Here is a 12,614-nt window from a genome sequence, read left to right as displayed (position 1 = left end):
CCGAATGCAACCTGCCCTACTTTGGTACCGTGATCGCGGCACTGGACACCTACGATGAAGGCTGGATATGTGCTTCGTGTTTCACGGTTCGGCGGCGGAATCGGAGCAGGAGCAGGATGGCGCTGAACGCCGAAGACATTGCCGGCCATCCGGCTGTGCACCGTGGTGTCCAGGAGCAGTCGCGGGCGCTTATCCAGATCTATGAAACGAGTCCCCGGCTGGCCGCGATCTTCGCCACGCAGCAGCGCTGGTTGATGGGCCATGTCGGCCTTGCCCTGCATTTCAGGCGGGACCCGAACGACCACCACACGGCGCTGACCCTGGCGCGCTTCCTCAAGGTCATACGCCAGAATTCGGTGGCCAGCCGCAACACCGCCGAAGCCTTCATCAAGGAGATGCTGCATTACAACATCGCCGAATATCTGCCGACGAGCGAAGATGCGCGCGCTCACCCCATGCAGCCGACGGCGGCCACCATCAAGACATTCACCGGCTGGGTCCTTGCCCATCTGAGGACTCTGGACAGCATCGACGGCGGCAGCCGGCTGACCACCTTCCTCGACCGGCCCGAAATGCTGGCCAAATTGCAGCCGCTGATCGCCGACGGTCTGTTGTCCTCAACACCGGTGCGCGAGCCCGAGCAGACCTTCTCGCTGTTCATCTGGCTCAACAATGGCGGCATCGTCATGGACTGGCTGATGTCCGGCATCGATCCGGAGAATGCCGGACTGGACAAGATCCCGACCAGCGTGGTTTCGATCAGCGAATTCGCCAAATGGCTGAAGCTGTCGCGCACCCATCTCGCACGCAAGCTACGCGACGCCGAGGAACTCGGCAGCATCGGCTGGGCCGGCCAGCGCGGCCATTCCCTGATGTGGGTTTCGAAAGAATTCTACCACGAATACATGGCCGTCCAGGCGGCCAAGCTCGCCGTTGTCGACACGGCCTTCGATGCCTGTTTTCCGGAGCCGGAAAACGGCTGAGTAACCGGCTTCTTCACAACCTCTGTGATCCCCAACTGACCGTCTGGCGGCGGCTGGTTGAAACTGCTATCGGCTATGGTCATCGAGATGTGAGCGGGTCTGGGGGGATTACGCTGAACGCCGAAGAGATCGCCGACCATCCGGCGTTGCACCGCTGCGTGCAGATGCAGGCGCTGGCGATGAACCGGGCCTATCAGGCAAATCCGCGCCTTTCGTCTGTCTTTGCCACGCAGCAGCGCTGGCTGATGGCCCATATCGGGCTGGCCCTGTATTTCAGGCGCGACCCAAGCGACTACCGAAAGGAAGCGACGGCAGCCCGTATCATCGACGCCATCCGTCAGCATCAGGTGGCTAGTCGCAACACCGCCGACGCCTTCATCAAGGAGATGCTGCACTACAACTTCATCCAGCTCGCGCCCGCCGGCGAGGATGCGCGCATTCGCCCCGTGCAGCCGACGCCATCGAGCCTGGAGGAGGTGGTGGGCTGGATGCTTGCCCATTTGCAGACGCTGGACGGTCTCGACGGCGCGAACCGGCTGTCCCGCTTTCTTGCGAGGTCCGACGCGCTGGCCAGGCTGCAGCCGCTGGTGGCCGACGGCTTGCTTTCGTCCCACCCGGTGCGCGAGCCCAAACAGACCTTTTCGCTGTTCACCTGGCTGAACAACGGCGGCGCCGTCATGGACTGGCTGATTTCGGGCATCGATCCCGATCATGCCGGCCAGAACCGCATCCCGACCGTCGTGGTCTCGATCGGCGACTTCGTCGGATGGTTGAAGCTCTCGCGCACCCACCTTGCGCGCAAGCTGCGCGACGCCGAGGAGATGGGCAGCATCGGCTGGCTCGGCCAGCGCGGCCATTCGGTGATGTGGGTGTCGCGCGATTTCTACCAGGAATACATGACCGCCCAGGCCGTGAAGCTGGCCATCATCGACGCCGCTTTCGCCGAAGCCTTCGGCACGTAAGCCGGCCGTTGATCGCTGCGGCATCCCCCATGAGGGAGATGCCGCAAATCATGGGCGTGAAGCCGTCGGAACTGTGATGGCCTCAGTCGATGTCGAACGACACGCCCTGGGCAAGCGGCAGCGCCTTGGAGTAGTTCACCGTGTTGGTGGCACGCCGCATATAGGCCTTCCAGGCATCCGAGCCGCTCTCGCGGCCGCCGCCGGTCTCCTTCTCGCCGCCGAACGCGCCGCCGATCTCGGCGCCGGAGGTGCCGATGTTGACGTTGGCGATGCCGCAGTCCGAACCGTCGACGCCAAGGAAGCGCTCGGACTCCTGCAGGTCGCGGGTGAAGATCGACGACGACAGTCCCGCGCCGACCGCGTTATGCTCGTCGAGCACGGCATCGAAGTCGGTGTACTTCATCACATAGAGGATCGGCGCGAAGGTCTCTTCCGTCACCGGCGAGACCTGCCTGGGCATTTCGACCAGCGCCGGATGCACGTAATAGGCATCCGGATGGCCGTTCTCGACCCGCGTGCCGCCGGTCACCTTGCCGCCATGCGCGGTGGCCTCCTTCAGCGCCTTCTGCATGTTGTCGAAGGCGGCCTTGTCGATCAGCGGACCGACCAGCGAAGACGTCTCCAGCGGATTGCCGACCGAGACGCTCTGATAGGCCTTCTTCAGCCGCGGCAGCAGCGCGTCATAGACGCTCTCGTGAACGAACAGGCGACGCAGCGTCGTGCAGCGCTGGCCGGCCGTGCCCATGGCGCCGAAGGCGATCGCCCGCAGCGCCATGTCGAGATCGGCGGTCGGGCAGACGATGCCGGCATTGTTGCCGCCGAGCTCCAGCACCGCGCGGGCAAAACGCTTGGCCAGCCGCGGGCCGACGTCGCGGCCCATGCGGGTCGAGCCGGTGGCCGAGACCAGCGGCACCTTCGGATGATCGACCAGGATCTCGCCGACGGCGCGGTCACCGATCAGCACCGGTGCCAGGCCTGCCGGCGCGTCAGCGCCGAAGCGCTTGGCCGCGCGCTTGAAGATCGCCTCGCAGGCGAGCGCGGTCAGCGGCGTCTTCTCCGACGGTTTCCACACCACGGCGTCGCCGCACACCAGGGCGAGGGCCGCATTCCACGACCATACCGCGACCGGGAAGTTGAAGGCCGAAATGACGCCAACGACGCCCAGCGGGTGCCACGTTTCCATCATGCGGTGGCCGGGGCGCTCGGTGGCGATGGTGAGACCGTACAATTGACGCGAAAGACCGACGGCGAAATCGCAGATGTCGATCATCTCCTGCACTTCGCCCAGGCCCTCGGACGGGATCTTGCCGACCTCGATCGACACCAGCCGGCCAAGCTCGGCCTTGTGCGCGCGCAATTCCTCGCCGAGCAGGCGCACCAGTTCGCCGCGCTTCGGTCCCGGCACCAGCCGCCAGGCCTGGAACGCCTTGTGGGCGGCGTCGACGGTCTTTGCCGCATCCGCCGACGAGATCGTCTTCAGCGCCGCGATCTGCTCTCCCGTCACCGGGCTGCGCACGATCAGGTCGCCGCCGGAAAGCGCGTCCTTGGCGACGCCGAGTTTCTCCAGAAGTGCGGCCGTTTCCTTCGCTATCGTCATTTCTATCCCTTTCAGATCCCGCCATTCTTGGGGCGGAGGTCAAAGCTCTGCGCCGCGCTTGCTCGTGCCTACACGGGCGTCGGGCGCTGTCATGGCGTGGCATTACTCGTTTCGGGGAAAAACCGCCACCCCGGCATGGTCTAAGCCGGGATCAGACCGTTGAACCAGGAAGTCCGGTCCGTCAGTGCGCTTTTCGGGCGGCGCCCTGGGCGGCGCCTTCCTTCATCAGCCGATCGATATGCATCCGGATATGGGCCGCCTCGGCGGCTGTGTTGGCAAGCGCGATCGCCCGGTCGAACGCGACGCGCGCCTCATCGCCGCGGTCGAGCTGCATCAGCAGGCCGCCCTTGAGGCCGAAGAAATGGAAATAGCCGGACAGCCTTTCCTCCAGCGGCTCGATCATGGCGAGCGCCGCCTCGGGACCGCGCACCTTGGCCACCGCGACGGCGCGATTGAGCGTCACCACCGGCGACGGCTGCATGCGCTCGAGCAGGCTGTAGAGCAGATCGATCTCGGTCCAGTCGGTATCCTCCGGTTTCGCCGCCCGCGCATGCAGCGCGGCGATCGCGGCTTGCACCTGGTAGGGTCCAGGCTGCTGATGGCGCAGCGCCTTGTCGACCAGCGCCAGGCCCTCATCGATCATCTTGCGGCTCCAGAGTGACCGGTCCTGGTCCTCCAGCAGGACGATCTCGCCATTGGCGTCGAAACGCGCCGGCGCCCGCGCATGCTGGAGCAGCAGCAGCGCGGTCAGCCCCATGATCTCCGCCTCGGTCTGGAACAGCCGCAGCAAAAGCCGCGCAAGCCGGATTGCCTCCTCGCAGAGCGGCGCGCGCGCCGGCGCCTCGCCGCTGTTGGTCGAATAGCCCTCGTTGAAGATCAGGTAGATCATAGCGGCCACCGCCGCGAGCCGCTCCGAGCGCTCGACGGCGCCCGGCGTCTCGAATGGCACCCCGGCATCGGCGATGCGCGCCTTGGCGCGGGTGATGCGCTGCTCCATGGCGCTTTCGCCGACCAGGAAGGCTCGCGCGATCTGCTTGACGGTGATGCCGGAGACGATGCGCAGCGCCACCGCGATCTGCTGCGTCGCCGGCAGGTCCGGATGGCAGCAGATGAACAGGAGCCGCAGGATGTCGTCGCGATAGTGGGCGCCGTCGAGGCGCTCGGCAATATCGCTTTCGGCATCCTCGAGGTCGGAGATCTGGTCTTCCTCCGGCAGCGGCGCCTGCTTGGACCGCTTTCGCACAGCATCGATGCCGCTGTTGCGGCCGACGAAGATCAGCCAGGCGGCAGGATCGCGCGGCGGGCCGTTCTTCGGCCAGTTCTTCAGCGCCCTGAGGCAAGCGTCCTGGAAAGCCTCTTCAGCGGCGTCGAGGTCGCGGAAGTAGCGCAGCAGCGCGCCCATCGCCTGCGGACGGGCGGTGCTGATCGCGTTGCTGATCCAGGCAAGCTCGGTCATGCGGGTACTCTGGCGGGATTGAAGATGGAAACCGGGCGTATCTCGTAGGAGCCGCCGCTCGGATTGACCTCGGACAGCTCGCGCGCGAAGTCGACGGCCTCGTCGAGGTCGGCGCATTCGAGCGTGTAGAAGCCGAGGAACTGTTCCTTGGTCTCGGCGAACGGCCCGTCGATGACGACCGACTCGCCCTTGACCTTGCGCAATGTCGTCGCGGCGGTCGTCGGCAGGAGACGCGCGACGGGCCCAAGCCGGCCGGCCTGGGCGTATTTTTCCTGCACCGCCAGAAGGTTGCCCATAACCTCGTCGTCCTGTTCCTTGCTCCAGGAGCAGACGACGTCTTCGGAGGCGTAGCAGAGGATGGCGTAGAGCATGGCAAATCCTTTCCGTATCAAAGGACGCGACAGTAGGACCCTTCCCGACACATCGTCGATAAAAAAATAGGAAGCGATCACACGGGCTTGCCAATCCTCCCGTGCCGCTGGTCAGGCGCCGCGCGCCTCAAGCCATCGCAACACCAGCGCCTCCTCTTCGTCGAGACCGGGTATCAGCCGTTTTCGCTTGCTGGCCTCCGCCATTTCGCCGGGCAGCCGCCCATCCGCCCATGCTTCGAAGACCAGCGGGTGGATGTAGCATTTGCGGCAGACGGCACGCGTGTTGCCGAGGCGCTCGGCGACCCTGTCGATGATGCCGTTCATGACTCGCTTCATCTGCGCTTGGCTTTCCGGACGCTCGGCTTGCGCAAACAGCGACGCGGCGTGGATGGTGCCGCCCCAGGTACGGAAATGCTTGGAGCTGAAATCCGCGCCTGCCGCGTCGCGGATATAGCGGTTGACGTCGGCGGAGCCGACCGGATGCCTGTTGCCGTCCTCGTCAAGATACTGAAGCAGCTTCTGGCCTGGAAGTTCCTGCGCGCCGCGCACGATCCTGGCGATCCGGCGGTCGACCAGCTTCAGCTTCCATTCCTTGCCGGACTTGCCCTTGAACGCGAACCGCAGGCTCGATCCCTCGATGTCGACATGGCGGTCGCGCAACGTCGTCAGCCCGAAACTCTTGTTGTCGCGGGCATAGGCGGCATTGCCGACGCGGATCATCGTATTGTCGAGCAGCCAGACGGTGGCCGCTACGACGCGTTCCGCCGGCAGGCCGTGGCGGCGCAGATCGGCGTCGATGCGGCGCCGCAGTTCGGGCAGGGTTTTGGCGAAGGCGATCAAACTTGAATATTTGGCGCCGTCGCGCTCGGCGGCCCACAGTGCATGATAGCGGTATTGCTTGCGCCCGCGCTGGTCCCGGCCGGTCGCCTGGATATGGCCGCAGGCATCGGGCGAAATCCACACATCGGTCCACGCCGGTGGAATGGCGAGTGCCTTGATGCGCGCAAGCGTGGCCGCTGGGACCGAACGGCCGTCAGGCCGGAGGTAAGTAAAGCCTTTGCCCCTTCTCAGGCGTCGAATTCCGGGATCGGCCTCGCTGACATAGGTGAGCGACGCACGCTCGGCCGAATCGAGCGCGCCATTCTTTCGGGTTTCGTCCTCTCCTGCTGAACGGTCAGGGGAGGATTGCGGTCGTTGCAGCATGATGAATCCCACGGAACTGGTCCGTAGATAAGCCGCATGGCCGGCGACTGGTTCCGTGCTGCCCTTAAGGGGTCACGCTCGCGGGACGGTCGACACATCCGCCATCCAGAGCCCGCCGTCGTCGCTGTGGACAGGAAAATACTCTCGCCCTGGCGGTATGGTCTCGAGAACCGCGCCCGAGTCATCGGCCAGATAGTCGTAGCCTATATCCTGGTGCAGGCGATCCGGATCGAGATGATTGTAGAGATCGCGACGTGCCGTACGCCGCTTTGGCTCGATCATCTTCAAATGATAAAGATTGAGACCGCTGTCCCTGAGCTTGAGGCCGAGGTCCTCCGGGAACCAGGCGCCATGCAGATCCGGTGATCGGTAGCGATCCGGATGATAGGCGTGGAACAATCTGTGCTGCATCTTCTGGCCCCAGGCGCCGTCGATGCGGTAGCTGGCCGGCGTATACATCTCCAGCGTGTGGAAGCCCCAGACTACACGCCGCGACCGGCTGGTCAGTTCACCGATTCGATCGGCGACCGCGTTTTCCAGCCGCTCATCGGGGTCCATCGCCAGGATCCAATCGGCCCCCGCCTCGAAAGCCGCGCCGAGCAGGGCACGCCGCCTCGCCGGCTCGCTGCTGAATATCTCCCCCGAACCACGATCGTCATATGCAATCCAGCCGTCAGCGATCGGTTCGAGGTTCTCGATCAGGCCAGGCACCAGATGTGCGTCGTAGCGGTAGCTGAACACCGCCACGATCCTCCGTTTCGACCAGAACAATCGGCCGCGCCGCCGGCGCGGCGGCTTCATCTCGACCGTGATCATTGGCGCCAGCCCTTCCCGTCACCATACTTGGCGCCGATGAGAGATCCCAGCGATTTGGCGAACAGCGCCAGCCACACGATCGGCAGCGACAGCATCGCGAACGTCCTGTCCTTTCCAGACAGACCCTCTTTCGCCAGCCGGCATTGCGGCGGTCCCGGAAAATCCTTCTAAACGGCCTCAACGGCTTTTTCGCCTTCGACGGACCTTAGATAGGCGCCAAAGCGGCGGCCGCGGCGGTACTGGTCGGCAAGCAGACCGGACAGGCTTGTCTCGTTGCGATGGATGGTGAGGATGCGCGGGTCCCAGACCGGCTGCATCGCGTCCGGCAATCTGGTCATGAAATCGGTGTCTTCTCCCGACACCATGTGCTCGTCGAACAGCCCATATCGATCAAACAGCGCCCGGTCGAAGGAGACGCCGTAGCGCAGCGCCTTTTCGGCGGAGAGACCGGGCAGACGTCGCATGTACATCACCAGATGCGCCGCGCAGGCAACGAGATTGCGCGGATGGCTGTTGAGGATCGCGCTCGCCACGGTCGCGGCACCCTGCCTGTGATGGTGCAGCCGGACTGCAGCCCAGCCCGGGCAGGCGAGACAATCCGCGGCGAGGAAGGCGACGAACGGGGCTTGTGTCGCCGCAAGGCCGACATTTCGCGCGCCGCCGGCGAACGGTCGCTGCTCGACCTCGATGACCCTGACATCGAGACCGGCGCAGCCCAGCAGTGCCTGGACATCCCCGCCGCCGGAATTCACGACCACCACCTCGACCGGTATGTTCTGGCCGAGCACCGACCTTACTGCTGCGACCAACTCGGCGGGCGCCCGGAAACCAATCACCACGACTGCGAGTTCCGGCCTCCCGGCCATCAGGCGCTTTGCAACTGGACGCGCGGCATGGAAAACCGGCGCCGCGCCGCAAGCTTGAACTGATAGCGCATGCAACGCCAGACGTCCGACGGCACCTTCGGCGCGGCCTTGGCCACGGCCAGGAACCGGGCCGCCGTATCCAGGTCACCGCGCGCATAATGGACACGCGCGATCTTCAGGGCGACAAGCCCTTCCCTGGTCTTCAGCGTCGACTTCGGAATCCCGCATTCGGCGAGCCCGTGCAGCGCCTTGCGCCATTCGAGGAAGCGCTTTGCCGGCTTGACCGTAAAGCGATCGTCGGAGCGTTCCGCCGAAACGAGATAAACCATGACCGGTTGCGTGATGACGGCAAGCCGGGCATTGCTCAGCACCCTTGTCCAGAACAACGTGTCCTCGTCATAGGCGAGCCCGGTCGGGAATCGCGTTTCATCGATCGCGCGCCTGGACACCAGCGCGCTTCCGACGGCGATCGAGCGTATGTGCCCTCCTATGTAAGCCGAGGCATTGGCGATGCTGCCGGCCGTATAGCCGGCAGGCAGCTTGATCTGCCGGTCCACGCCATCGGTCCGCCTGCGGTAGGCGCCGACCACCATGTCGGCTTTCGCCTGCAGGTCGGTCCGCGAAAGCAATGACCGCAGCCCGCCCTCCAGATGCAGGTCGTCGGCATCGATCATGTAGATCCAGGGGTAGTTCGCCTGCGACAGCGCGAGATTGCGGGCTCCGCCCGCGTCCCTGCAAGCTGACTGGATGACGCGCAACGGCAACGCAAATCGCGAAGCGGCATCCTCGGCAACGCTTGCGGTGTCGTCCGACGACGAATCGTCGACCAGCAGCACTTCGCCGATGACATCGGCTTCCGAATGCAGCGACGCCAGCGTCCTTTTTATGGTCGCCGCCGCATTATGTGCCGGAATGATGACGCTGACCGCTTTCAATTGGCAAACTCCGCGCCGGCGCACGTCACGCATCCGGCCTTACCGCCCCGCAGCGCAAGATAGCGATAGCGTGGAGATTTGAGAAGCAATCTTTACCCGTTCCGAAACCCGGAGAGGCTTGGCCATCACACCTTCTCAAGCGCCACCGGGATGACGTCGACCGCCTGCTCGGCCGCCTGGCCGCCGGTGGTTTTGAGCACGCCGACGATCGGCGCCACATCGGAATAATCCCGCCCGTAGCCGACGGTGATGTGGTCGTTGCTCGCCCGCATGCCGTTGGTCGGGTCGAATTCCTGCCATCCGGCGTCACGCCCGCACCAGGCCTTGACCCATGCATGCATGGCATCGGCGCCTTCGAGCCGGGGCTTGCCCTTCGGCGGTATGGTGCGCAGGAAGCCGCTGACATAGCCGGCGGGAATGCCCAGCCCGCGCAGGCCGGCGATCATGATATGCGAGAAATCCTGGCAGACGCCGCGTTTCAGGCCGAAGGCATCGCTGGCCCGCGTCTGCACGGTGGTTGCCTCGCCGTCATAGGTGAAATTGCGATGGATGCGGTTGCACAGATCCATGACCGTGGCGACGGTCGAGCCGGCGATACTGTCTTTCGCATAGGCGGTGATCGCGACATCGATGCCGGCATGATCGCTGGCGGCGATAAAGTGATGCGGCGAATCCGGCGCCAGCGACCGCACGCCGCCGAGCTCTTCCCGCAGCCGCTGGAGGTCGGGCGATACGTCCAGCCCCGGTTCCGGGCGCGACACCGACACACGCGCGCTCATCCGGATGTCGAGCGCGTCATGAGCGTCGCGAAAGGCGATCGACGTGACGTTGTTGCCGAAGAAATCGGCAAAGTCGGAGCGCTCGCCTGGGGCCGGCGCGAAGGACAGCGAAGCGGCGACCACCCGCTGCACGCCGGCAATCGTCGGCGGCAGCACGCGCACCTGGTGCCGGCCGCCACCGGCCGCCGCATCATAGTCGTAGCTCAGATGAAGCCTGATGTCGTAGAGCATGCCCTATCCGAAATAGGCCTTGGCGAGGCTGTTATAGAGGCCGCCGATCTCATTGGCGAGATCGTCGATGACTTGCGCCGTCATGTCCGAGGGCTCCATGACGGCGATCGCCGTGTTGAGCTGCAGGATTTCCTTGGCCGCCGGCGACATGTGTCCTTCGCCGCCGGTGGAAGGCAGCATGCCGATCTCCGCCTTCAACCGCTCGAGCTGGAACAGGATGGAGCGCGGGTTGAGCGGATCGAGCGCCAGGAGATCGATCACCGTGCGCCGGCCTGCCTGCACCGGATACTGCCGGCGATGGGTCATGACGCTGTCGCCGATCTCCAGCATCATGTCGAGCGCGCCGTCCGGCGCGCCGGTCCTGGTCAACCGGGCAAGCATGCGGGCGATCTGTATGCCGCGCTCCAGCCGCCGGCCGACTTCGAGAAAGCGCCAGCCGGTGAAGCGGTACATGTTCTCGTGCAGCAGGCCGGAGAAGCCGGCGAGCTTGCGCAGGATCACCGTCATCGCCCGCGTCGCGTCGTCGCCCGGCGCGACCGTCCTGGCGAACTGATGGATGGTCTTCGACAGGTCCTTCAGCGCCAGCCAGCCATCGGGCGAGAAACGGTCGCGGATCTGGCCGGCGCTGTAGACGGCACTGTCCAGCGTGCCGATCAGGCCGAGCGGGATCGCCGTTTCGACGTCGATGCCGAACGGTTCGAGATAGTCCCTGATATCGGCAAGCAGCGGCGTGTCGGGATCGGAGGTCTCGGCCAGCCGCACGTGATAGGCGCGCAGCACGCGCGCCGTGTCTTCCGATCGCTCGATGTAGCGGCCGAGCCATGTCAGGTTCTCCGCCGCGCGGCTGGGCAGGCTGCCCGGCATGGAGCGGGTGAAGCTGTCGTGCTCCTGCGGCAGCAGGGTCTCGCGCTCGACCGGCCGGTCGCTGACCACCCACACATCCGCCGCCTGGCCGCCACGCTGCATGGCGATGGCCGTTGTGTCTTGCGAGAAGCCGACCCGCGCAAAACCGCCGGGCATCACCGTCCAGCCATCCGGCGTGCGCGCCAGATAGACGCGCAGGCTGGCCGGCCGCGGCTCCAGCCAGCCGCCGACATAGACGGGCGTTGTGGAAAGCGTCACCGCCTCCTGGCCGACGAAGTCGCCGCCGCTGCCCTTGATCCGCGCCACCAGTTCCGCCCGCTCGGCGTCGGAGAGCTCCGAGCCGAGCCTGGTCGCGTCGTCGTCCTCGAAGGCAAGCCGCGTCGACAGCGCCGGGCCGACCACCATGCGGTCGAGATTGGCGAGCACATGTTCACGCTCGCCGTCCTGCCCGCACCACCAGGTGGCGACGCTCGGCAACAGCAGCTCCTCGCCGCGCAATTCCTTGGAAATCCGCGGCAGGAAGGAGAGCAGCGCCCGCGTCTCCATCAGGCCTGAGCCCAGCGCGTTGACGGCCGAGACCGTGCCGCTACGGATCGCCTCGACCAGCCCTGGCGTTCCTATCTGCGAATCGGGCCTGAGTTCCAGTGGGTCGGCGAAGGCGGCATCGAGCCGCCGCCACAGCACCCCGATGGGCTTCAGCCCCGAGACGGTGCGCACCATCAGCTTGCCGCCGGAGACGGTCAGGTCCTCGCCTTCGAGCAGCATGATGCCGAGATAGCGCGCGATATAGGCATGCTCGTAATAGGTCTCGTTGAGCGGCCCAGGCGTCAGGATGGCGACACGGCCGCCGGTGTCCTTGGCCATGCCGATCAGCGCGTCGCGGAAGCGGCGAAAGAAGCCGGCCAGGCGATGCACATGCATCTCGCCATAGATGTCGGACAGGGCGCGCGTGGTGGCGACGCGGTTCTCCAGCGCGAAGCCCGCGCCTGAGGGCGCCTGCGTGCGGTCGCCCAGCACCCACCAGCGGCCGTCCGGACCGCGGCCAAGCTCGAAGGCCAGCATGTGGAGGAAATGGCCGCTGGCCGGCCTTGTGCCGACGACGGGCCGCAAATATTCAGGGCTGGCGGCGATCAGGCCGGCCGGCAGGATGCCCTTCCCGATCAGGCGGTTCGGCCCGTAAATGTCGGCCAGCGTCTCCTCGAACAGGTCGGCGCGCTGCACGAGGCCGGCGCTGATCGCGGCCCATTCCTGTTCCTCGATCAGCAGCGGGACATGCGCCAGGGGCCACTCGCGCTCATTGGCGCCGGCCTTGTCGTAGACGCGGTAATAGACGCCGGCGTCGCGCAGATACTGGTCGGCGCGGGCGAAACGCTGGGCGAGCTTTTCAGGACCAAGGTCCTCCAGCGCCTCGATGAAGGCGCGCCAGACCGGGCGCGGATTGCCCGAGGCGTCGACCATCTCGTCGACGACGCCGTCGATCGGCTGGTAGTGCTCCAGCAGACTGTGGCTCAGCGGCTTGCCGCCTATCTTCTTCTGATTCCCCTTCGCCAT

Annotated in this window: 11 protein-coding genes; 2 read left to right on the top strand and 9 right to left on the bottom strand. The window is 65.5% G+C overall.

Annotated elements, in window-relative coordinates; all coding sequences use genetic code 11:
- The first annotated feature begins 116 nt into the window (after window positions 1-116).
- Window positions 117-983, top strand: a complete 867-nt coding sequence (locus JG743_RS09935; protein WP_202300027.1) for a hypothetical protein — start codon at window positions 117-119, stop codon at window positions 981-983.
- Between the two features lie 107 nt (window positions 984-1,090).
- Window positions 1,091-1,945 carry a hypothetical protein gene (locus JG743_RS09930; RefSeq protein WP_202302541.1) on the top strand — a complete coding sequence of 285 codons (855 nt, stop codon included), beginning with the start codon at window positions 1,091-1,093 and terminating at the stop codon, window positions 1,943-1,945.
- Window positions 1,946-2,027: 82 nt separating this feature from the next.
- On the opposite strand, the gene amaB is transcribed toward JG743_RS09930, so the two are convergent.
- The 9 genes from amaB to JG743_RS09885 all read right to left on the bottom strand — a co-directional run bounded on the left by amaB (window position 2,028) and on the right by JG743_RS09885 (window position 12,614).
- Window positions 2,028-3,542, bottom strand: coding sequence for an L-piperidine-6-carboxylate dehydrogenase (gene amaB, locus JG743_RS09925; RefSeq protein ID WP_202300026.1), 1,515 nt, complete (start codon window positions 3,540-3,542; stop codon window positions 2,028-2,030).
- A 181-nt stretch (window positions 3,543-3,723) separates the two neighbouring features.
- Window positions 3,724-4,998 (bottom strand): RNA polymerase sigma factor, encoded by a 1,275-nt coding sequence (locus JG743_RS09920; RefSeq protein ID WP_202300025.1) that lies wholly within the window; start codon window positions 4,996-4,998, stop codon window positions 3,724-3,726.
- Entirely contained in the window at window positions 4,995-5,369 is a 375-nt protein-coding gene (locus JG743_RS09915) for a YciI family protein (RefSeq protein ID WP_202300024.1), read from the bottom strand. Before JG743_RS09915 ends, JG743_RS09920 begins: the two co-directional genes overlap by 4 nt.
- A 111-nt stretch (window positions 5,370-5,480) precedes the next feature.
- The gene (locus tag JG743_RS09910) at window positions 5,481-6,572 is read right to left on the bottom strand and encodes a DNA topoisomerase IB (RefSeq protein ID WP_202300023.1); all 1,092 of its coding nucleotides are present in this window, start codon (window positions 6,570-6,572) and stop codon (window positions 5,481-5,483) included.
- 72 nt (window positions 6,573-6,644) lie between these two features.
- Window positions 6,645-7,388 carry a hypothetical protein gene (locus tag JG743_RS09905; RefSeq protein ID WP_202300022.1) on the bottom strand — a complete coding sequence of 248 codons (744 nt, stop codon included), beginning with the start codon at window positions 7,386-7,388 and terminating at the stop codon, window positions 6,645-6,647.
- 167 nt (window positions 7,389-7,555) lie between these two features.
- Complete coding sequence (locus JG743_RS09900; protein WP_202300021.1) at window positions 7,556-8,254, bottom strand: glycosyltransferase family 2 protein; 699 nt, start codon at window positions 8,252-8,254, stop codon at window positions 7,556-7,558.
- Complete coding sequence (locus JG743_RS09895; protein ID WP_202300020.1) at window positions 8,254-9,189, bottom strand: glycosyltransferase family 2 protein; 936 nt, start codon at window positions 9,187-9,189, stop codon at window positions 8,254-8,256. Before JG743_RS09895 ends, JG743_RS09900 begins: the two co-directional genes overlap by 1 nt.
- Window positions 9,190-9,314: 125 nt before the next feature.
- Window positions 9,315-10,199 carry a transglutaminase family protein gene (locus JG743_RS09890; RefSeq protein WP_202300019.1) on the bottom strand — a complete coding sequence of 295 codons (885 nt, stop codon included), beginning with the start codon at window positions 10,197-10,199 and terminating at the stop codon, window positions 9,315-9,317.
- Between the two features lie 3 nt (window positions 10,200-10,202).
- Window positions 10,203-12,614: a circularly permuted type 2 ATP-grasp protein gene (locus JG743_RS09885; protein WP_202300018.1), complete on the bottom strand. Its 2,412-nt coding sequence runs from the start codon at window positions 12,612-12,614 to the stop codon at window positions 10,203-10,205.

Source organism: Mesorhizobium sp. 131-2-1, assembly GCF_016756535.1.
Classification (GTDB): Bacteria; Pseudomonadota; Alphaproteobacteria; order Rhizobiales; family Rhizobiaceae; genus Mesorhizobium.
Note: the sequence above shows the minus strand (reverse complement) of the source record. Positions and strands in the feature narration are given on the sequence as shown.